Below are 21,148 nucleotides of genomic sequence, written 5' to 3' on the forward strand. Positions count from 1 at the left end.
TTTACCAAAGTGCTGGATGGGCAGGTGTTAATTTACAGGCTTTGTTATCAGCAGGCGCAGGAGCTTTACCTGGCTTTGTTTTAGCAAAAGCCGCTTCGAGGTCTGCAAGTAGATCTACTACTTCCTCAATACCGACAGAAATACGGATCAAAGTATCGCCTACACCCGCTTCTAAACGTGCTTTAGGTTCCATGCCTGCATGTGTCATGGTTGCAGGGTGACAAATTAAACTCTCAACACCACCTAAAGACTCTGCCAACGAGAACTCTTTCACTGTTGTTAAGAATGCCGCAGCATCTTCAAGACCACCTGCGATATCAAAACTCACCATGCCACCAAACCCTAACTGCTGTTTTTTCGCCAGTTCGTGTTGTGGATGTGACTCAAGACCTGGGTAATACACTTTGCGAACGTACTCAGACTGTTCTAAGTACTTGGCGATAGCTAAGGCATTTTCTTCGTGCTGCTTAAGACGCACTTTAAGAGTTCTTAAACCACGTAATGTCAGATAGCTATCGAATGGTGCACCCGTAATACCAATATTATTTGCCCACCAAGCCAGCTCTTCGCCTAACGCTTGGGTTTTCGCTATTACCGCACCGCCAACAACATCAGAATGGCCGTTAATGTATTTCGTGGTCGAATGCACCACAATATCAACACCAAACGAAATTGGGTTTTGTAGCGCAGGAGATAAAAACGTATTGTCAGCCCCAACTAATGCTCCCACTGCATGGGCTGCATTCACAACCGCCTCTATATCTGTAAGACGAAGAATTGGGTTACTCGGTGTTTCAATCCAAACCAGTTTAGGTTTGATCTCTGCAATTTGTGCAAGGCTGTCAGCGCGAGTTAAATCTAAAACTTTTAGTTTTAACAAGCCACGCTTTTCAAGTGATGTGAATAAACGATAACTACCACCATAACAATCATGTGGAATAACTAAGGTATCGTCGTGGTTTAAAAGTTGTGTTACTAGGTGTACAGCTGCCATACCGGTCGCTGTGATGATGCCTTTTTCTCCACCCTCAAGCTGCGCTAATGCTTCAGCTAGAATATCGCGATTTGGGTTACCGCTACGGCCGTAATCGTAATCACGCTTAGTATCGAAGTCAGCGAACGAATACGTTGTTGAAAGATAAAGAGGAGGCACAACCGCACCATGATGTTTATCGGCTTCGATACCATGTCTGACTGCGACTGTAGATTTATTGCGTTGGCTCATATCACCACCTAGTATATGGATGTTTAGACGTCTAAAAGGTTAGATGATCAAATTAGAGAAGTCAAAACATTTATACTGCTAAATGGCTATTTAACTAGAATTTGACTATCTTTTTTAAACCGATAAAATTTCGCCACCTCGTTAACTAATATTGTTAATAAGACTGGGTTTTTGACCATAAATCGGTACATTAACCTTAGTTTGAGTTGGGCGTTAGTCAAACTAGGTCAATTAAAGCCGTCGCAAACGAGCGTAGTCTTATTGGCAGTAATTACTCTAAAGGCATCAGAAAAAATATTATGGCTAAATGGAATGGTGAATATATTCACCCTTATGCAGAGCATGGCAAAAAATCAGAGCAAGTGAAGAAGATCACCGTATCTATTCCTTTAAATGTGTTAAAAGTACTGACTGATGAGCGTACCCGCCGTCAAGTGAACAACTTGCGCCATGCAACAAACAGCGAGTTACTGTGTGAAGCATTTCTGCATGCCTTTACGGGCCAACCGTTGCCGAGCGACGAGGACTTACGTAAAGACAATCCGGAGAAGATCCCTGTTGAAGTGCGTAACATTATGAAAGAGATGGGCTTAGAGATCCCAGAGATTAACGAAGAAGGTTAATCAGCTTTTTTGTTATTACAAAGAAAACATAAAAAAACCTCGCCGTTGCGAGGTTTTTTATTAATTTAATCTTGCCTAAGATTCAAATTGTGCCATGTAGTTTTCTGGTAGTTCGATTTGCGCAACGCCAGAATCAATCGCAGCCTGTGCTACAGCTTTAGCAATGCGAGGCAATAAACGCGGATCCATTGGCTTAGGAATAATATACTCAGCGCCAAACTCTAACGACTCAACATCGGCTGCTTTAAGCACTTGCTCAGGCACTGGCTCTTTCGCAATACCACGAATGGCTTCTACCGCTGCGATCTTCATTTCATCGTTAATCGCTGTTGCACGCACATCAAGTGCACCACGGAAGATAAACGGGAAACATAAAACATTGTTCACTTGGTTAGGATAATCTGAACGACCTGTCGCCATAATTAAATCGTTACGTGCACCATGTGCAACTTCTGGATTAATTTCAGGGTCAGGATTTGAACAGGCGAATACTACTGGCTTGTCTGCCATAAGCTTTAGGTCTTCTGGAGAAAGTAAGTCAGGGCCAGATACACCCACAAACACATCTGCTTCTGCAATAACGTCTTGAAGCGTACGCTTATCAGTGTTGTTAGCAAATAGCTTTTTGTACTCGTTCAAGTCATCACGACGCGTATGGATAACGCCTTTACGGTCTAACATGTAAATGTGCTCACGCTGTGCACCACATTTAATCAACAGTTCCATACATGCGATTGCTGCAGCGCCTGCACCTAAACATACAATGATAGCGTCATGAATGTCTTTGCCTTGTACTTCCAACGCATTCAACATACCCGCAGCAGTTACAATCGCAGTACCATGCTGGTCGTCGTGGAATACAGGAATATCACAACGCTCTATAAGCGCTTTTTCAATCTCAAAACATTCTGGTGCTTTAATATCTTCAAGGTTGATACCACCAAAGGTGTCTGCAATATTCGCAACCGTGTTAATAAAATCTTCTGTGGTGCGGTGCTTTACTTCAATGTCGATTGAATCTAAGCCTGCAAAACGTTTGAATAGTAGCGCTTTACCTTCCATTACTGGTTTAGAAGCAAGTGGGCCTAAGTTACCTAAACCTAAAATTGCAGTACCATTACTGATCACCGCAACCATATTGCCTTTACCTGTATATCGGTAAGCATTAGCAGGGTCTGCAGCAATTTCTCGAACTGGCTCAGCCACACCTGGGCTGTAGGCCAACGCAAGATCTTTAACTGTTTCGGCTGGTTTAGTTAATTCAACACTGATTTTACCTGGAACGGGATGAGCGTGGTAATGTAAAGCTTGTTCACGAAAGTCTGACATGACGCGATTTTTTCCTGCAAAGAAGTTAAAAGTGAGAGTGAAATAATTCGCAATAACTAAAAGATACTCGCTTTCTAGATATATTCAAGCAATTTCAGGTCTATCCACTTTTTAGCGAAATTTATCTGCAAGATGCCGTAATTTTGCAGATTTTATTAAACATTCTTTTAGCTTTTTTGACATTTCATTGACCTAAAAAAGGGCCAGCGCGCTTAATAAACCAGCAATTTATGCGACTAAAAATGTCACCCTAGCAATCACGAAAAGAAAATCAAACTTAACGATTTTTACTGAATTTTAGACCCTTTTAAACACATTTAGACAACTTTAACACTCAAAACAAAACCAGTTAAAACAACCGTATCTTTGAGAAAGCTAAAGTCAATCTCGATAAAAAGTGCAAAGTTATGCATTTAGTTATTACGCCATTCTGTACGGCTTTGCTATGAAAAAGGTTTGATGCATCAGAAAGAATTTTGCAGAAGAACGACCAGATAAGCGATGCTAAGTCAGCAGGAAATAATGAATATTCAGAGGATTAATGAAATTCAGACATAAAAAAAGCACCCAAATGGATGCTTTTCTCAAACAAGCGATGCTTATTTCTTGCTGCTAAGAGCACCGAAACGCTTGTTGAAGCGATCAACACGACCACCTGTATCAAGAATCTTCTGCTTACCAGTGTAGAACGGGTGACATGCAGAACATACGTCTAGGTGAATGTCTTTACATAGTGTCGAACGAGTTTCGAATTTGTTACCACATGAACAAGTTGCTGTGATTGACTCGTACTTAGGGTGGATACCTTCTTTCATAGTAAACCTCTAGGTTAGGCCGTATCGCTCTCCAAACCCGAAGTTTGGCACCATACGTAGTTATATTCAAATTAGTGGACGCGTATTTTATTGAAGTAGCCAGAGATCTACAAGCAATAATTGCACAAAAAGTAAATAAATCCCGCGTTCATTACACCTAATCCAATGAACAGCAATTTACCGAGCGTTTTTCACTGGGATTTCAAGGTCTGCTTTAGTACATTATAACCATCTACTGTCATGTTCGAACATTCATGCTATTTGTTGAAGTTGCCCTAAAAGTCCCACTACATAGAACCTTTGATTATAAAATCGCCCCGAATATTAGAGTTCAAAAAGGCTGTCGTGTATGGGTGACTTTTGCCAATAGAAAATTGGTCGCCATGGTCGTTGACATCAAGACTCAGTCAGATGTGCCCGATAATAAAATCAAAGCCATTACCTCTGTCATAGATGAGCGCCCGATTATCAATGATGCGTATCTTACCTTTTTGAAATTTACAGCACGTTATTATTGCCACTCGCTAGGCGAAACCATTTTTACTGCGCTGCCAGCATCTTTGCGTCAAGGTGAACATCCAGATAAAACCCAAGTGCCCGATTACACTCTCACTGAGGAAGGAAAAGCATCTCCCAAGCTTCGCGCAAAAAAGCAACTAGCACTGATTGAGCATTTAAAAGGCTCGGGCGTAACGAGCCTCACTGAGTTAAAGGCATTAGGGTTTACAACACAACAAATTAAACCACTCAAAGAGAAAGGCCTAATAACAGAAGCCATTAGCCACTGTGAAGCTTGGTCGTCAAACACACTTGAGATTGCAAGCAAACCGCGTCTAAATGAAGAGCAAGCTGCCATTTGTGCCGCTGTGAATCAACAAGTAGGGTATCGCACTTTCTTAATTGAAGGGGTCACGGGCAGTGGTAAAACTGAAGTTTACTTACAATGTCTAGAGAAGGTACTCAATGCCGGTAAACAAGCACTGGTTTTAGTGCCAGAAATTGGCCTGACGCCACAAACCGTCAATCGCTTCAGGCGCCGCTTTCCAGATACTCCCATTGATTTATGGCATTCAAATTTAACTGATAATGAGCGCTTACACACTTGGCGGCGCGCTGAGCAAGGTAGTAGCGCGCTCGTTATCGCAACTCGTTCAGGGATTTTCTTACCTTTTAAAAGTCTAGGCATTGTCGTGGTAGATGAAGAGCATGACGGATCTTTTAAGCAACAAGATGGACTGCGTTATCACGCTCGAGACTTGGCTGTTTACCGCTCTGCAACACAGCAAATACCGCTTTTATTAGGCACTGCAACTCCCGCACTAGAAACCCTACACAATGCACTCAGTGACAAATACCAATTAGTGTCGCTGACTAAACGTGCGCAAACCAAAGTAGATAACGCCTACTTGTTGGTTGATATGAAAGGCCAGCCGCATCAAAATGGTTTTGCACCAAGCACTTTACAGCATATTGAACGTACGCTTGCACGTGGCAAGCAAGTCATGGTGTTTTTAAACCGACGGGGTTATGCGCCAACTTTAATGTGTCATGAGTGTGGCTGGCTCAGCGAGTGTCACCGCTGTAGTGCCAGTGCCACCTACCATAAAGGCATGTCACGCTTAGTATGCCATCACTGTGGTGAGCAAAGCTATGTGCCACCCCAGTGTGTTGACTGTGGCAGTACCAATATTTTGCCAGTGGGTTTGGGCACTGAACAAGTTGAACAGTTTTTAAAATTGCAATTTCCCGACACGCCACTGAGCCGTATAGATCGAGATTCAACCCGCCGTAAAGGCGCACTCGAAGAAGCCCTCAATGAAATTAATGAAGGTGGCGCACGTATCCTGGTTGGCACTCAAATGCTGGCGAAAGGTCACCACTTTGCAGATGTCAGCCTAGTGGTTATCTTAGATGTCGACAGTGGTTTATACAGTAGTGACTTTAGAGCCACAGAACATATGGCTCAATTAATAACTCAAGTTGCTGGACGCGCTGGGCGCAGTGGCGAACCCGGCACGGTATTATTACAGACTCATTATTGCGAACACCCGCTGTTACAAGATCTAGTCAATAATGGCTACGGCGACTTTGCCCGTTATGCACTCAAAGAGCGTGAAGAAGTTGCCTTACCACCATTTTCTTTCTTAGCTTTAATACGCGCCGAAGCTAACAATGCCAAATTAGTCATCGACTTTTTATCGGATCTGGTTCCTGCAAGCCCATTCTCTGGTATACAATTGCTCGGACCAATTCCCGCGCCGATGGAGCGCGTGGCAGGAAAATATCGATATCAATTACATATTCAAGCGCAGGACCGTGTAATTCTTCATAGTTATTTAACTCAGTTATTGGCTTATGTAGATAAACACCCCTTAGCAAACCGACTGCGCTGGAGTATAGACATAGATCCTATGGATACTTATTAAGTAACTTATGGCACAACACGACTTTATAAATAAAAAGCCAAAAGGCAGAAATACCAAAAAAGCGGCGCCTAGCCCAAAACCCGTCTCAAAATTGCTTATCTTGCTGGCCTTACTGCTCGTTGGCGGTTTTGCATATAGTCTTTGGTATATCACACAAAATGCCGATCCTAAAAAAGTAGAAGAAGCCGCCAAACCAATTGCCAAAAAAGAGCAACCAGTGGTGAAACCTAAGCCTAAAGATCCTGACTTTATTCAAGAAATTAAAGACGCAGAAATCAAAGTCGAGATTAAAGAAATCAAAAAACGCGGTCCATACCAGATGCAGTGTGGTTCATTCAGAAAACACGAAGACGCAGAGAGCATGAAAGCACAAATTGCTTTTGTTGGCCTAGTTGCTGAAATCCGCAGAACCGAAGGGTCAAATGGTGTCTGGTTTAGAGTACGTCTAGGCCCTTATGAAAATAAGCGACAAGCGGAAAGCGATAAAAATAAGCTCAAGCGTATCAACATCGTAAGCTGTGGAATTTGGGGCTGGACTTGATTTCTCACTAACAGCCCATATACCTACAGCAATCTAAGATATTTAAGTAAGACAAGTGTGAGTTAACGCACAGTAAGGAATTTTATGACTACTATCGTAAGCGTGCGTCGTGACGACAAAGTTGTTATCGGCGGCGACGGTCAAGTGTCACTTGGCAATACAGTAATGAAAGGTAATGCCAAAAAAGTACGCCGTCTTTATAACGGTAAAGTATTAGCGGGTTTTGCCGGTGGTACTGCAGATGCATTTACATTATTTGAGCGCTTTGAAAGCAAACTAGAAATGCACCAAGGCCATTTAACCAAAGCAGCTGTGGAAATGGCGAAAGACTGGCGTAGCGACCGCGCGCTTCGTAAACTAGAAGCCCTGTTGGCAGTTGCTGATGAAACCGCTTCTTTGATCATCACAGGTAACGGTGACGTAGTGCAACCAGAGCATGATTTAATCGCCATTGGTAGTGGTGGTAACTTTGCACAATCTGCTGCAACTGCACTGTTAGAGAATACAGATCTAAGTGCACGTGAAATTGTAGAAAAAAGCCTAAAAATTGCTGGCGATATTTGCGTATTCACTAATAATTTCCAAACCATCGAAGAACTATAGAGGATTGCCATGACTGCGATGACCCCAAGAGAGATCGTGCACGAGTTAGATCAGCACATTATCGGTCAAGATAAAGCCAAAAAAGCCGTGGCAATTGCACTTCGTAACCGCTGGCGTCGTATGCAACTTAACGACGATTTGCGCTCTGAAGTAACCCCAAAGAATATTCTAATGATCGGCCCAACAGGTGTCGGTAAAACGGAGATTGCACGCCGTTTAGCAAAACTTGCAAATGCGCCTTTCCTGAAAGTTGAAGCAACTAAATTCACAGAAGTGGGCTATGTAGGTAAAGAAGTTGAGACTATCATCCGTGATCTTGTTGACATCTCAATCAAAATGACGCGTGAGCAACAAGCTAAAAAACACCAACATCGCGCAGAAGAAGCCGCAGAAGAACGTATTCTTGATGCGCTACTTCCACCAGCAAAAGATGCATGGGGTGAGACTCAACCAGCCGAGAACAATAGTACTCGTCAGGTATTCCGTAAGAAATTACGTGAAGGTCAGCTAGACGACAAAGAAATTGACATTGATGTTGCTGAAGTTGCACCTCAAGTTGAGATCATGGCACCACCAGGTATGGAAGAAATGACCAACCAACTACAAGGTCTATTCCAAAACATGGGTGGCGACAAGCGTAAAAACCGTAAGCTGAAAATCAAAGATGCTTTCAAGCTTCTTGTTGAAGAAGAAGCCGCTAAAATGGTGAATCAAGAAGAGCTTAAAGAACAAGCTATTTTTGCCGTAGAGCAAAACGGTATTGTGTTCATCGATGAAATCGACAAAATCTGTAAGCGCGGTGAAGCACAAGGTCCTGATGTGAGCCGTGAAGGTGTACAGCGTGATTTGCTGCCTCTAATTGAAGGCTCAACGGTCAGCACGAAACACGGTATGGTTAAAACTGACCATATTCTTTTCATTGCCTCTGGTGCGTTCCAAATGTCAAAGCCGTCTGACTTAATTCCTGAGTTACAAGGTCGCTTACCTATTCGTGTAGAACTTGAAGCTTTATCGGCAGCTGATTTCAAACGCATTCTTACCGAGCCTCATGCATCGCTTACTGAACAACAACAAGCACTACTTGGCACCGAGCAAGTGACTGTCGACTTCACTGATGATGCGCTCACTAAGATTGCAGAAGCTGCATGGCAAGTAAACGAGAAAACAGAAAACATCGGTGCACGTCGCCTTCATACTGTGATGGAAAAGCTGATGGAAGAAATCTCTTTTGATGCTTCTGAGAAGACAGGCACAACGCTTTCTATCGATGCAAGCTATGTTGAGCAGCATTTAGATATGCTGGTACAAGATGAAGACTTAAGCCGCTTTATTCTTTAAATTTAGTAAAGATTATGCGTTACAATTAAGCGGGGCCTGTGCTCCGCTTTTTTGTAAGATATAGATAAAATACTCATTGAGAACAGTCATGTATATTGTCAATAAACTTCACTATCATACCGTTTCCAAAGCGCTCGACATTCATTTCGATGATGAGCAAGTATTCACGTTAAGCTGTGAGTATTTAAGAACACACTCCCCTTCTGCTGAAGTACAAGGGCATGGTAATCAGTCTAAAGATCCTCTGAACTTGGTGTTAAATAAGCAAGAAGTAGCCATCAGAAAGCTTGAGCCTGTTGGACATTATGCTGTGAGACTTATTTTTGATGACGACCATGACTCAGGGCTGTATAGCTGGCAATATTTACGAGTACTATCAGAAGAACAGACTGAACGTTGGCAGAGATACCAAGCGAGAGTTGAGGACTATCATGCCAATAAAGATCGTATTCCAATCAAGTTCACGCCCTAGCCTAGAGTGCTAAAACTTGAATATAAAAAAACGCAGCAAACGCTGCGTTTTTTAGTTTTATTAGCAAGCTAGTAGCGGTACTTATTTAATATCTATATTTAGCAACTGCCTCATGTAGAACTTTGGCTTGCTCTGAAACCTCTTCACTACTTTGGGCGTTACTCTGTGCATGCTCAGATGCAACTTGCGCAATATCCCGAATGCGAACAACGTTCTTATTCACCTCAGAAGCAACCTGGTTCTGTTCATCAATGGCAGTTGCGATGTGCGTGCTCATTTCCATAATGGTTTGCACGTCTGCTGTAATCGAGCTTAATAACTCACCAGCCTTCTCGGCCTGAGAAACACTCTCACTACCTTGAGAGCGACATTGTTGCATGATAGTGACAACAGACTGTGTGCGCTCTTGTAGAGTAGAAATGATACTCTCAATTTCTTGTGTCGAATCTTGCGTACGCTGTGCTAAAGAGCGAACTTCATCAGCAACAACAGCAAAGCCTCGACCTTGCTCACCTGCACGTGCAGCTTCAATTGCCGCATTCAAAGCAAGTAAATTTGTCTGCTCTGCAATACCACGGATAACATCTAAAACCGAACCAATTGTTTCAGCATCACGTTCAAGTTGCGAAACAACATCTGATGCGCCACCTAATGAATCAGATAAGGCCATAATACGCTGAATTGTCGCATCGACTTCTACTCTACCTTGTTGCGCATTGCCATTAGTTGACTCAGCTTTATTCGCTGCAGCTTCAGTATTATGTGAGATATCTTGAATCGTCGCTTGCATCTCAGTCGCTGCAGTCGCGACCATATCCGCCTCATGCAACTGCTCATGCATACCCGCACTGGTTTGTGCGGTAGTTTCACTTAGATGATGAGTCGCTTCATTAATCGTACCTAAAGCCGTGTTTACTTCTGAGATCAGAATCTTGAAGTCACCTATCAAGCTATTAAAATCTTCTGTCATCGTGGTAATTTCATCATTACCAGTAGACTCAATTTTAATTGCTAAGTTGTTTTCACGGCGAATTCGCTCAATGGTTTGATAGACACGTTCCACAGGTCCAATTATTGAACGACTAGTAGACAGTACCAAAATCATAACGATAATCGCTGCGACGACAAATATACCTATGGCAGCAGCTTGCGTTGCTCTAGCATTATCCTCAATAGCTTGCTTTGTTTGCAGTACAATATTCTCAACCGTTGCATCACCTTGCTTTACAATTTTAACCATCTCGCCTAATGCACCGCTATCAAGCGATACACCTAGTTCGACTTGTGCATCAACAAGGTTAGTGAACTTGTTTTTGTATTCCAAAAGTAAAGGTGATAAGCCGTAAGACTGTAATTTGGGGTAAAGCTCATCGTAGGTTTTATTAAATTTACCTAGGTATTTGGTATCTAGGCGAAGCATAAAGTCTTTTTCAGCTCGTCTAAGTTGTAGCATCAAGCTTAGTAATTCGAAGTTGTTGTGTTGCTTTAACCCTGTTTCGACTTCATGCACCGCAGAACGTAACGCACCATATAATGCATCTTTAGGGTGTAAACCAATCTTCTTTTGCAGAACGACTACAGTTTCAAATGTTTCTTTGTAAGATCGACTTAACCCACGAAACTTTTCAAGCTCCCCTTGATCAATAGATAAGTCATCCAGTAAAACATTTAATAGATCTATCTTTGTGATTAAGTGCTGATATTCTTTATCAAATTGACTAAGCGCTTCCGTGTCCTTATAGAATAGAAAATTCTTCTCAAACTTGCGCATGGATAACTCATGAATTTCAAGCTCTTCAGCGTACTGAATTGCTTCGTTGAGTTTAAGCATTGTGCGAGCTTCAAAGATAATCACCGCTAGCATTACCAGCATTGCGATACCAACAACTATCGCATTGAGCTGTAAACGCCTTTTGATGGTTAAATTTTCTAATAAGGCCATACTGTTACCTAAGGTTATAAAACATATGCTTAGTATAGACCAAGGCTGAAAATTAGGCTTTTAGATTTCACATAAAAACAATAAAAAAGTGCCAATATGCGCAATAATTAAACGGATTTTCTATTTGGAACTATCCAACTTTCAATGATTTCCAAACGAAATCATGCAATGCGCTGACATCATGCCATTGCTCTGCTTTAATCCACTCAACAAGGGCACACGGATCTGCTGAAAAATCCACCGATTTTTTAGGCGCGGTGTCCAAAAAATCTTCAACTGCATTGGCATTTAAATAATGCATCTGCTTTGCCCAGCCAAGTTTAATTAACAAGCTTGCATCAATCACCTGTGTTAGTTCTTGCTCAAGTGGTTTAATTAATAGGCTTTTTCCCATATTCAGTGCTGCATTAAGTACTTCAAATTGCGCATGTGCAATCACGCCTTTACAACTTTTCATATCATGTAATAACTGCTCATGATCATCGGGCCGGTAATGAATATTGCCCACCGACCTCACCTCTGCTGCTGGGTGAAAACAATAAAATTCCGTATTTGGAAAGCTTGCCAATAATACCTCTATCGCCTCTAATTTTTCTGACGGCAAATAAACAACCACCTTATTTTTAATACAAGTCGTGTTATAGCTAGGCACGATAGGAGGCAAAATATTTTTCGCAAAAGGGATCCAGTGAAACCCAACACGGTAATCAGCAGGCACTAACCATTGCTGCCAAATTCTCGTTAGATTCGCCCCTTCAAAAGGCAGTTGATGATGGTTTACTGCCACATGATGCCCCAAAGCGAGCACAGGGAACCCTGAAAGCTTTGCCGACCAGGCGACAATCGACTCATTGTCAGTAATGACTAAGTCATAATTTGCGACTTTAAAATATGCTCGATGAGTAAAAATATCAGAAACTTTTTGTCTGAAGGTTTTCGTAAAGCGATTTGGTTTATGCCGCACCGAGCAACTCCCCACTTTAAGCGCTTCAATTTCGGCAATTATCTGCTTACTCATAGGGTTTGACAGACTATTACCGGATAGGATCACATCTGAGTTTACTTGATGCGCTTTGAAGCACTGAATCAACAAAAGTGTTTGCTGTAATTGTGCAAGATCGATGATTTTTGCTGCATATAACACTTTCAATGAATTCACCTTATTTGTTCCTTGTGGCAAGAACACCTGGGCGTTGTCAAAACTGGCATTTCTTACACAAAACTGTTGTCTACTGATTAAACTTTAGACTTTAAAAGTAACAGTTGGGTGAACTTTTTAAGACACTATTATGGAATTCAAAAGACTTTGATTGAACGCACAAAGTGCCTGCTTTTACAGCAATTTTGCCATTGCTATGAGCTTGCATCAGAGTATACTGGAACAAACACACACTCTCTGGAGAACTCAATATGGACTACAGCACATCTGACTTATGCGATCATTTTGCAGATGCTATCGATGTACTTGAACCCATGTTCATTAACTTTGGTGGACACTCTGCATTTTGCGGTCGCATCGTCACAGTGAAATGCTTTGAAAACAACGAACTGATTCAAGAGATTTTAGAACAAGATGGTACTGGTAAAATTCTATTAATTGATGGTGGTGGCTCTTCGCGCCGAGCGCTGATTGATATCGAATTGGCTGAACTGGCTGTAGAGAATCATTGGCAAGGTATTGTTGTTTATGGTGCAGTTAGGCATGTTGATGAACTCGAAGAGTGTGAATTAGGTATACAAGCTATTGCGTCTATTCCAGTCGCAGCTGATAGCCAAGGTAGTGGCGAGCAAGGTGTCCCCGTCAACTTTGCAGGTGTTTCGTTTTATGAAGACGATTACCTATATGCTGACAGCACAGGGATTATCATTTCCGCCGAAGAGCTGGTACTTGAAGATGCGCTTGAAGAAGTCGAAGCATAATGAGTAACTGGTTAATTCGATATAGTGAAGCCGATACAAAGTGCTTTACTACCAGCAGAGCGAATGAAACTCGCTTTTGGCAATCAATCTCTTATTTAGATCAATCTGCCCCTTTAGAAAGTGCACTAAAAGATGCAGCTGAGTTTGGTATTAAATATGTTTTACTCGGCATTAACGAGGACATAGGCCCAAGAGCAAACTGTGGTCGCGGAGGCGCAACACAAGGTTGGCAAGCGTTTTTAAAACGCTTTTTAAACTTACCTAGTAATGAGTTCCTAGATCCCAGATCAGTATTGCTGTTAGGCGAAGTCAATTCTGATGATTTGCAATCACAAAGCAAAACATTGGATAACGCAAATGCCGAAGGTTTAGCACAATTAAGACGTTTATGTGGCGAATTAGATGAGCGAGTGACAGCCGTTTTAAAACCTGTTTTTGATGCAGGTTTAGAAGCGATTGTCATAGGTGGTGGCCACAATAATTGTTACCCAATTTTAAAAGCCTTAAGCACCAGTGAAGCTAAGCCATGTAATGCTATTAACTTTGACCCACATGCTGATTTTAGGGCCATTGAAGGTCGTCATAGTGGCAACGGTTTCCACTATGCATATCAAGACGGATACTTACATGATTACCATGTAGTTGGCATGCATGAGCAAAAAAATAACCAAACCATTATCAGTTCACTGACTAATGCCGGGTTTACCTACACCACTTACCAAACCTTGCAAGTTATGCGTAGCCGTAGTTTAACTTCAGACTGCACACACAGTTTAGCCCGCTTTAAAATTGATAAACCATTAGGTATCGAAGTTGATGTAGACGCCATTAGTGGCATGCCTGTCAGCGCTTTCACGAATTGTGGCTTTTCTGTCAGCGATGCAGAACATTTTGTCTATTTGGGTGCAACGCATAGTGCTAGCCGTTATTTACACCTGTGTGAGGCAGCACCTTCGACACACCCGAATGGCTTAGAGCAAGGCATAACTGAAGCTGGGCAAGTACTAAGTGGACTAGTTTGTAGTTATTTATTGGGCAAACTGCAAGGGTAGCACAATGCTACCCCTTTTTAGTGATCAACTAAATGATGATGCTCAAGCTGATACTGTTTTATCCAGCTCAGCATACCCACACTACTCAACGGCCTTTCGAAATAATATCCCTGAGCGGCAAAGGTATTTAAGCTTTGCGCAAAGTTAAGCTGCTCTTGGCTTTCAATGCCCTCACAAATAACCGCACAATCTAACTGATGCTGCATGTCTACCAGTCCTCTGACAATGCCTCTGAGCGCACCTTGATGTTGATGATCTCGGGTAAGGGACTGCCCGACTTTGACATAATCAACGGTTAATTTCGGTAACTTAGCCAATACTAGTGGAGCCTCACCGAAGCCGTCTACACACAGACGAACACCAATACTGCGAAGACGTGCTATCATGGCCACGCCTTGTGCATCCAAAGACATAAACAGCGCAGATGGACACTCAATAATTAAGTCACCTGCTTCAAGATGGTGAGTCAACAGCACATCGTCTAAAAACTCAATAAATTCTTCATGCAGCATTTCTGGACCAAAAACATTGACGCTCAACGCCATTTTGATCCCTTCCATTTTCAGCGCCATCGCAATCTCCGCAGCTCGCTCGATCACGAACTGAGCAACAGGCAAGGCTAACCCTGCAATGCGAATATCATCGATGAACTTACCGGCAGCTAAAATCCCCTGCTTGGGATGCTGCCAACGCAGCAATAGCTCTAAGAACTCAATACCATTATCGCTATGGCGAATTACTGGTTGAAAATATAGCTCGAGCTGATCTCTAAAGTCGTGATGAGTAAGCTCAGCCAAACGCGCTTGCTGCTCTTGTTTTGCTGTTCGCATGCTATTTTGATATTCAGTCACGACCTTATTAGGCTCTGAATCGAGCGCTAAGAATGCACACGTGATGGCATTATCAAAATCACTGACTTTATCAGCGAAAGAAACATAACTTGCCTTGGCTTTTATCTCTATGGTGCAGTGGCCTACGTTAAACGGCTTTAACGTAGTTTGCACTATGGCACCTATAACTTGTTCATGAAGATGTTGTTGATGGGCTAAGGAGCATATGAACACAAAGTTTAATCCTCCTAAGTGCGCAAGCTTAGCGCATTCATCCCCTCGTTCTATATTTACAATGTCCTCGTTTTGCAATTGATGCTTAATTCGGTTCGCTGATTGCGCAAGTAATAAATCGCCGTACTCTCGACCTAAGTGAAAATTCACCTGTTCAAACCCTTCGAGGCGGATCATCACTAATACCATAGGAGAAGCATCTTGCTCTGTGTGAGCATAATAAGCATCTCTCAACGCACTTCTAGGGGGTAAACCTAGCACATCTTGCTTTCTTATTTCGCCCTGCTCAGATAAATCTGAGGCGCTATTATTACTGGGTTTTAAAGAGAACTCATAAAGCTGTGAAATATACACCAAGAGTAAAGAAAGTAACGTTAACTGAATTGGCCAGTACCAAACTATCGCTCCCCCTAATAACAGTAAATATGCTGCTGCCGCGATAAACGACATCAAAAGTAAAGTTTTTGAACCAAGTTTAAGCGCTAGGTAGAGGTGGCCGAATAACACCAGAGAGATTGCATACGTTGCCCACATATTGGGAAGCAATGCGGTGAAAGCCACCAGCATAGTGACAACATGAAGAGCACGACTTGATTGCGAATGGGTAAGGATAATTAAAGCGATACTGCCCATTAACACTAACCCACCTAAAAACGCGGTTAGTAGTGCCAGCTCCCCCTGTTGCAATCCATTGAATACAGGAAAGCTGGTCAATGTACCTAGTAAGGTCATCACCAACTTTCACCTATAAATTAAATACTTCTTATTGGATCAGTTTACCTGAGATCCACAAATTTGATAGCTCATTTACACCAAATTGATAACTTAATTGCGCTGGAGTTGCAATATCCCATAGTGCTAAATCGGCTCGCATGCCCACTTTAAGCATACCTCGATCTGCCAGCCCTAGTGCTTTCGCAGCGTTTACCGTTACCCCCTGCAAAGTCTCTTCTGGTGTTAATCTAAATAAAGTGCAAGCCATATTCAGCATCAAACGTAATGAGCACAGCGGTGCAGTGCCTGGGTTAAAGTCACTGGCTATCGCCATCGGGACATTATATTGATGAAGTAACTCAATCGGTGGCATTTGTGTTTCTCTCAGGAAATAAAAAGCACCAGGTAATAACACCGCAACCGTACCTGCATCAGCCATCGCTTTTACACCTGCTTCATCGAGATACTCAATATGATCTGCCGACAGACCTTTAAACTCAGCAACTAATTCAGTACCGTGCTGATTTGATAATTGTTCAGCATGGCATTTTACTGGTAAGCCTAGTTGACGTGCTTTCTCAAATACCCGCTTTGTCTGCGCATAACTGAATCCTACATTTTCACAGAATACATCCACCGCATCTGCCAAATTAAGCTCAGCCACTTTTGGCAACATAACATCGCATACTAAATCGATATATGCATCTGAGTCATGTTTAAACTCAGGCGGTAATGCATGTGCGCCCAAAAATGTACTTTGAATATCAACTGGGTGGTTGTCATTTAAGACTTTATTCACTTCAAGTAATTTAATCTCAGTGTTTAAATCTAAGCCATACCCCGACTTACTCTCAACTGTCGTTACGCCTTCGCTCAATAAGCTATTTAAACGATTTTTACCTGCTACGAACAAGGTTTCTTCGTCTGCTTCTCGAGTGGCACGTACAGTACTAGCAATACCACCGCCTTGCTGTGCTATCTCTTGGTAAGAAACACCATTTAAACGTTGTTCAAACTCGCCGGCTCGGTTTCCTGCAAAAAGAATATGCGTATGACAATCAATTAGGCCCGGCGTTAACCACTGTCCTTTTGCGTTAATCACAGGTATCGCTAGAGCATCGAACTCAGGCAAGTCACTTTGCTTACCTATCCAAACGATTTTATCGTCTTTGATTATTAACGCGCCTTGTTCAATAGCACCATAAGGGACATCTATATTGCTATCCATGGTTGCCAAATTAACATCGGTGATCACTAAATCTGCTTCAAACATCACTGCCTCATTTGAGTTTGTTTAATTGCCTATAAGCCTATCATGCAAACTTGTATATACAAGAAATCTGTGCCATTTTTAATGGCATGTATTCTCTATTTCATTATCTAGTATGGCCAACGAACCTAAATTTGCATTGATAAAGCAGCATATCACCGACCAAATTAGTGCCGGTATTTGGAAAGAAGACCAACGTGTTCCCTCTGAAAATGAACTTGCTGAGCAATTTAGTGTAAGTCGTATGACCGCCAGACGTGCTTTGAGTGAATTGACAGACAGTGGAGTATTAACGCGGAGTCAGGGTTTAGGTACGTTTGTAGCAAGCCTCAAGTCACAGTCTTCTATGTTGGAGATTAAAAATATCGCCGATGAAGTAAAAGAGAGAAATGGTGAGTACAGTGCTGAGGTCATAGCCCTAGAAGAAATCGCTGCCATGGCCCCTATCGCTATCGCACTCGGTGTTGATATAGACAGCAAAGTCTACCGCAGCGTGATTGTTCACCATGAAAATGGCCTAGCACTCCAAGCTGAAGAGCGCTTTGTCACCCCAGCACTTGCACCTGATTATCTGGCGCAAGATTTTACTATCGTCACACCACATGAATACCTTTCGGCAGTGGCGCCGCTGACTGAAGCAAAACACACCATTGAAGCCATTATGCCAAACCAAGATGTTTGCCAGTGGCTTGGCTTATATAACGAAGAGCCTTGCTTACAAATGATCAGAAGAACATGGAGTACTAATGGTATTGTCAGCTTTACCCGGCTCATTTCTCCAGGCAGCAAATATCGTTTAGGCGGTCATCTTACCTTTAAGAAAAAAGTAAAATAACGCACAGTTAAATCTCAGCCTGATAGCAAAAGCCCAGTGCTTCAATGGCTAAACCATCTATCACTCTTGCACTGGCGATGTCACTTGCAAATGAAGGGGGCTGTGTGCCTAACTTAGCGCATCTTTGCTGGTAGTAATCTTGACGAGTTGGGTGGCTAGGGTGACAAACATTATAAACAGCATTAGCTCCCGCCCAGTTGAGTATTACCGTCTCAATGGCAGCAACGACATCAGCTTGGTGCACCATGTTTACAGCCGCTTGGCTGCTACTTTTAAGTGTTTTACCCGCTACAAATTGCCCTGGTTCTCGATTTGGCCCAACGAGCCCCGCCAAACGTAAAACCTTCCCCTTGGCATCAAATACTTTTTGCTCTGCTGCAAGCAAAATCTTTTTACGCGTGGTTTCAGTGTCTAATTCACCACTTTCGGTATAGGTACCATCTTGCTCTGAATACACACCTGTACTTGAGCATAACAAAAACCCTTTACACGCTAATTCATCAGAAAGCCTTAACGCAGCAGATAAAGTTTCAAGATAATTGCTGTCAGCATGACGTGCTCTCGGAGGAATAGCGCACACCCAATAAGCGTCTTTTAAATCCACAGAATGAATTAACTTGTCTTCTTGCAATGTAAACTGTCGAATGATTACACTACTGGAGTTTGAGCTACGACTGGTACCCTGTACTTGCCAATTTACCTCTGTGGCTCTCTCGATTAACGCACTTCCCAGCCAACCAGCCCCCAAAACAACTAGCTTCATCTCATACCTCTGTATTAATTTCAAACCGCAAAGTACTATTATAGGAACAATATAACGTCAATCTTATGTTAACTGTGGTCAAAGCGACTCAGATATGCTTTGATTAAGAGTAGTGCGGTTACCAATAAAAAGAATATATCATGCTTAACAACTTATCCCTCAGGAGAAAAATACTCCTACTGATCGGTGGTACAATTTCTGTACTGCTTATTATCGCCTCCAGCTACTTTGTAAATCACCTGGCAACGATTTCTCGCGACAGTGTTGAACGTGAAGCGCAAAGCTACATTTATGCCGAAAAACTGTCGATGGAATCGTTTTTTGCACAATACGGTGAACTAGTCAGCACCTTTGCACAAAGCGCTCATGTTGTAGACTTTTTTGAGCAATATACCGAGCGCGAAGCTGAGCTATCAAGCCAACCGGGTTATGACCTAGTCAATCGAGATTTTGATAGGCTCACGACAAATAATGACAATGTGTTGTCAACTTTCTTTGCGTCTGCTATTACAGGTGAGTACTTCAAAGAAAACGAACGTACTTCTCACTTCTCTGATGGTCGTCCATATTTTGCTTATAAGCGTGGATGGTGGCCAGAGGCAATGGCGATTGGTAAATTGCATGTGAGCCCGGTTTCAGTCGATGCAAACACAGGCGACGTATCTGCCGTGATCAAGCTACCTGTCTACAATTCATCGCGTAAGTTATTGGGGATCGCAGGTATTGATTTGCAAATGGAACAAATCAACCAGTTGGTTGAGCAGATCCGCTTTCAAGGCCAAGGGTACGGCTTCCTGCTAGACAACAATTTAAACGTTGTTCATTTATCAAAACAAACAGGCCACAAGCTGTCTATTACCGATGAAGGTCCGAATGGAAAAGAAGGCCTAGACGGGCTAGAAAAACAGTTTTCAGATACCAGAGGCTTCCGAGCATTAAACTCTGAAATTAAAAATAATGAATCAGGCACATCAGTTGTTACCTTCAAAGGCCAAGACTATTACGTGGTGTATAACAGCGTAAAACTCGATGAACCATTACTCGATTGGCATGTGGGTGTCATGATCCCAGTATCATTTATAGAAGAGCCAGTAAATGAAGCCGTCATGAGTACCGTGATCGCCTTCCTAGTGATTATCAGCATTGTGGTTCTTATGATCTTATGGGCGACACAGATGATCACTAAACCGATTGTGTCTCTTGCCGACACTATGCGTGACATTGCGTCAGGTGAAGGCGACTTAACGCGTCGTATCAATATTGAAAGCAATGATGAAGTTGGTCAGCTTGCTTCCCATATGAACACTTTTATTGAAAAGCTGCGTGCAATGATGCAAACCACGGCGCAACAAGCCTCTCAGCTAGGTCATGCCTCTGAACAATTAAGCTCTGTGTCTGCCAGTACCAATAGTGAAATCCAACAAGAGAAAGAACAAGTTGACAGTGTCAGTGCTGCGGTAACAGAAATGGCTGCAACTGTGACTGAAATCTCACGCAATGCACAAGAAGCCAGTCACGCTGCTGAGCAAGTACAACGCATGACGAACGACGGCGCGACGCGTTCAAGCCAAGCACAAACAGTGATGACTGAATTAGCTAGCCACATCGGTGAGGCTGCAAAAGTTGTTGCAGGTCTTGAAAAAGAAACTACTAACATTGGCGCGGTAATTGACGTGATCAATGGCATTGCCGAACAAACTAATTTACTGGCACTCAACGCTGCGATTGAAGCGGCACGTGCTGGTGAACAAGGTCGAGGCTTCGCAGTAGTTGCTGATGAAGTGCGCTCGCTGGCGAGTAGAACGCAAGAATCAACAGACGATATTCGCAATATGATCACGCGACTACAACAAATTGCACAGCAAGCATCAACTATGATGCAACAAGGCCAAGATCAGGCTGAGGGCTCTGTATCACAGACACAAGAAGTGCTCGATTCATTGCAAGAAATCGCCAGCTCTGTGGCAACGGTTCAAGATCAGAGCCATCAGATTGCAACCGCAACTGAGCAGCAGACCATTGTGGCTGAAGACATTAACACCAGCTTAAATGCAATTAATGACCTAGTTAACAGCACTGCTAATCACGCTCACACTTTGGCTGATGAGGCACATGATCTAAATGGATTGGCTAAATCACTTAATAGTACGGTAAACCAATTCAAGCTTTAACTATTCTGAGCAGGGCATGATTTATGCCCTGCTTTGCTACAGATC

General features: G+C 42.6%; 18 protein-coding genes. 10 read left to right on the forward strand and 8 right to left on the reverse strand.

All coding sequences use genetic code 11. The annotated features are described in order from the left end of the window. Position 1: 1 nt before the first annotated feature. A complete protein-coding gene (gene metB / locus ABMY35_RS03940) occupies positions 2-1,225 on the reverse strand; it encodes a cystathionine gamma-synthase (protein ID WP_349285104.1) in 1,224 nt (407 codons plus the stop codon). Positions 1,226-1,524: 299 nt separating this feature from the next. Between metB and metJ the strand changes: the two genes are divergently transcribed. Then, positions 1,525-1,848, forward strand: a complete 324-nt coding sequence (metJ, locus tag ABMY35_RS03945; RefSeq protein WP_058031143.1) for a met regulon transcriptional regulator MetJ — start codon at positions 1,525-1,527, stop codon at positions 1,846-1,848. A 75-nt stretch (positions 1,849-1,923) separates the two neighbouring features. Here the strand turns inward: metJ and ABMY35_RS03950 are convergent, their stop codons facing one another. Together ABMY35_RS03950 and rpmE are read right to left on the reverse strand one after the other, a co-directional pair. Then, the gene (locus ABMY35_RS03950) at positions 1,924-3,177 is read right to left on the reverse strand and encodes a malic enzyme-like NAD(P)-binding protein (RefSeq protein WP_349285105.1); all 1,254 of its coding nucleotides are present in this window, start codon (positions 3,175-3,177) and stop codon (positions 1,924-1,926) included. 599 nt (positions 3,178-3,776) lie between these two features. Next, the gene (gene rpmE / locus ABMY35_RS03955) at positions 3,777-3,992 is read right to left on the reverse strand and encodes a 50S ribosomal protein L31 (RefSeq protein WP_058031145.1); all 216 of its coding nucleotides are present in this window, start codon (positions 3,990-3,992) and stop codon (positions 3,777-3,779) included. A gap of 254 nt (positions 3,993-4,246) precedes the next feature. Here rpmE and priA point away from each other — a divergent pair, with 254 nt between their 5' ends. The 5 genes from priA (at position 4,247) to ABMY35_RS03980 (ending at position 9,372) form a co-directional block, all read left to right on the forward strand. Further along, positions 4,247-6,418 carry a primosomal protein N' gene (priA, locus tag ABMY35_RS03960; RefSeq protein ID WP_349285106.1) on the forward strand — a complete coding sequence of 724 codons (2,172 nt, stop codon included), beginning with the start codon at positions 4,247-4,249 and terminating at the stop codon, positions 6,416-6,418. Positions 6,419-6,425: 7 nt separating this feature from the next. Further along, positions 6,426-6,959, forward strand: coding sequence for an SPOR domain-containing protein (locus tag ABMY35_RS03965; protein ID WP_130254175.1), 534 nt, complete (start codon positions 6,426-6,428; stop codon positions 6,957-6,959). 84 nt (positions 6,960-7,043) lie between these two features. Then, the gene (hslV, locus tag ABMY35_RS03970; RefSeq protein WP_058031148.1) at positions 7,044-7,562 is read left to right on the forward strand and encodes an ATP-dependent protease subunit HslV; all 519 of its coding nucleotides are present in this window, start codon (positions 7,044-7,046) and stop codon (positions 7,560-7,562) included. 9 nt (positions 7,563-7,571) lie between these two features. Continuing rightward, positions 7,572-8,900 carry an HslU--HslV peptidase ATPase subunit gene (gene hslU / locus ABMY35_RS03975; RefSeq protein ID WP_349285107.1) on the forward strand — a complete coding sequence of 443 codons (1,329 nt, stop codon included), beginning with the start codon at positions 7,572-7,574 and terminating at the stop codon, positions 8,898-8,900. Positions 8,901-8,988: 88 nt separating this feature from the next. Continuing rightward, on the forward strand, positions 8,989-9,372 hold the full coding sequence (locus tag ABMY35_RS03980) for a gamma-butyrobetaine hydroxylase-like domain-containing protein (RefSeq protein WP_349285108.1): 384 nt from the start codon (positions 8,989-8,991) through the stop codon (positions 9,370-9,372). A gap of 85 nt (positions 9,373-9,457) precedes the next feature. Here the strand turns inward: ABMY35_RS03980 and ABMY35_RS03985 are convergent, their stop codons facing one another. Together ABMY35_RS03985 and ABMY35_RS03990 are read right to left on the reverse strand one after the other, a co-directional pair. Beyond that, positions 9,458-11,314 (reverse strand): methyl-accepting chemotaxis protein, encoded by a 1,857-nt coding sequence (locus tag ABMY35_RS03985; protein WP_349285109.1) that lies wholly within the window; start codon positions 11,312-11,314, stop codon positions 9,458-9,460. 130 nt (positions 11,315-11,444) lie between these two features. Continuing rightward, entirely contained in the window at positions 11,445-12,473 is a 1,029-nt protein-coding gene (locus tag ABMY35_RS03990) for a glycosyltransferase family protein (RefSeq protein WP_349285110.1), read from the reverse strand. A 251-nt stretch (positions 12,474-12,724) separates the two neighbouring features. Here ABMY35_RS03990 and rraA point away from each other — a divergent pair, with 251 nt between their 5' ends. Both rraA and ABMY35_RS04000 read left to right on the forward strand, forming a co-directional pair. Further along, entirely contained in the window at positions 12,725-13,234 is a 510-nt protein-coding gene (gene rraA / locus ABMY35_RS03995; protein ID WP_349285111.1) for a ribonuclease E activity regulator RraA, read from the forward strand. Further along, positions 13,234-14,286: a formimidoylglutamase gene (locus ABMY35_RS04000; protein ID WP_349285112.1), complete on the forward strand. Its 1,053-nt coding sequence runs from the start codon at positions 13,234-13,236 to the stop codon at positions 14,284-14,286. Before rraA ends, ABMY35_RS04000 begins: the two co-directional genes overlap by 1 nt. A gap of 17 nt (positions 14,287-14,303) precedes the next feature. Here the strand turns inward: ABMY35_RS04000 and ABMY35_RS04005 are convergent, their stop codons facing one another. Both ABMY35_RS04005 and hutI read right to left on the reverse strand, forming a co-directional pair. Continuing rightward, a complete protein-coding gene (locus ABMY35_RS04005) occupies positions 14,304-16,082 on the reverse strand; it encodes a GGDEF domain-containing phosphodiesterase (protein ID WP_349285146.1) in 1,779 nt (592 codons plus the stop codon). A gap of 31 nt (positions 16,083-16,113) precedes the next feature. After that, the gene (gene hutI, locus ABMY35_RS04010; RefSeq protein ID WP_349285113.1) at positions 16,114-17,337 is read right to left on the reverse strand and encodes an imidazolonepropionase; all 1,224 of its coding nucleotides are present in this window, start codon (positions 17,335-17,337) and stop codon (positions 16,114-16,116) included. A gap of 112 nt (positions 17,338-17,449) precedes the next feature. Between hutI and hutC the strand changes: the two genes are divergently transcribed. Further along, positions 17,450-18,169, forward strand: coding sequence for a histidine utilization repressor (gene hutC, locus ABMY35_RS04015; RefSeq protein ID WP_349285114.1), 720 nt, complete (start codon positions 17,450-17,452; stop codon positions 18,167-18,169). Between the two features lie 7 nt (positions 18,170-18,176). On the opposite strand, the gene ABMY35_RS04020 is transcribed toward hutC, so the two are convergent. After that, positions 18,177-18,932, reverse strand: a complete 756-nt coding sequence (locus ABMY35_RS04020; RefSeq protein ID WP_349285115.1) for an NADP-binding protein — start codon at positions 18,930-18,932, stop codon at positions 18,177-18,179. A 140-nt stretch (positions 18,933-19,072) separates the two neighbouring features. Between ABMY35_RS04020 and ABMY35_RS04025 the strand changes: the two genes are divergently transcribed. Continuing rightward, positions 19,073-21,103: a methyl-accepting chemotaxis protein gene (locus ABMY35_RS04025; protein ID WP_349285116.1), complete on the forward strand. Its 2,031-nt coding sequence runs from the start codon at positions 19,073-19,075 to the stop codon at positions 21,101-21,103. The last annotated feature ends 45 nt before the right edge of the window (positions 21,104-21,148 follow it).

Source organism: Pseudoalteromonas sp. BZB3, from assembly GCF_040104455.1.
GTDB lineage: Bacteria > Pseudomonadota > Gammaproteobacteria > Enterobacterales > Alteromonadaceae > Pseudoalteromonas.

Coding starts and splice junctions, on each gene's coding strand:
- metB (WP_349285104.1), bottom strand. CDS start 1,225: ATGAGCCAACGCAATAAATCTACAGTCGCAGTCAGACATGGTATCGAA.
- metJ (WP_058031143.1), top strand. CDS start 1,525: ATGGCTAAATGGAATGGTGAATATATTCACCCTTATGCAGAGCATGGC.
- ABMY35_RS03950 (WP_349285105.1), bottom strand. CDS start 3,177: ATGTCAGACTTTCGTGAACAAGCTTTACATTACCACGCTCATCCCGTT.
- rpmE (WP_058031145.1), bottom strand. CDS start 3,992: ATGAAAGAAGGTATCCACCCTAAGTACGAGTCAATCACAGCAACTTGT.
- priA (WP_349285106.1), top strand. CDS start 4,247: ATGCTATTTGTTGAAGTTGCCCTAAAAGTCCCACTACATAGAACCTTT.
- ABMY35_RS03965 (WP_130254175.1), top strand. CDS start 6,426: ATGGCACAACACGACTTTATAAATAAAAAGCCAAAAGGCAGAAATACC.
- hslV (WP_058031148.1), top strand. CDS start 7,044: ATGACTACTATCGTAAGCGTGCGTCGTGACGACAAAGTTGTTATCGGC.
- hslU (WP_349285107.1), top strand. CDS start 7,572: ATGACTGCGATGACCCCAAGAGAGATCGTGCACGAGTTAGATCAGCAC.
- ABMY35_RS03980 (WP_349285108.1), top strand. CDS start 8,989: ATGTATATTGTCAATAAACTTCACTATCATACCGTTTCCAAAGCGCTC.
- ABMY35_RS03985 (WP_349285109.1), bottom strand. CDS start 11,314: ATGGCCTTATTAGAAAATTTAACCATCAAAAGGCGTTTACAGCTCAAT.
- rraA (WP_349285111.1), top strand. CDS start 12,725: ATGGACTACAGCACATCTGACTTATGCGATCATTTTGCAGATGCTATC.
- ABMY35_RS04000 (WP_349285112.1), top strand. CDS start 13,234: ATGAGTAACTGGTTAATTCGATATAGTGAAGCCGATACAAAGTGCTTT.
- ABMY35_RS04005 (WP_349285146.1), bottom strand. CDS start 16,082: ATGACCTTACTAGGTACATTGACCAGCTTTCCTGTATTCAATGGATTG.
- hutI (WP_349285113.1), bottom strand. CDS start 17,337: ATGTTTGAAGCAGATTTAGTGATCACCGATGTTAATTTGGCAACCATG.
- hutC (WP_349285114.1), top strand. CDS start 17,450: ATGGCCAACGAACCTAAATTTGCATTGATAAAGCAGCATATCACCGAC.
- ABMY35_RS04020 (WP_349285115.1), bottom strand. CDS start 18,932: ATGAAGCTAGTTGTTTTGGGGGCTGGTTGGCTGGGAAGTGCGTTAATC.
- ABMY35_RS04025 (WP_349285116.1), top strand. CDS start 19,073: ATGCTTAACAACTTATCCCTCAGGAGAAAAATACTCCTACTGATCGGT.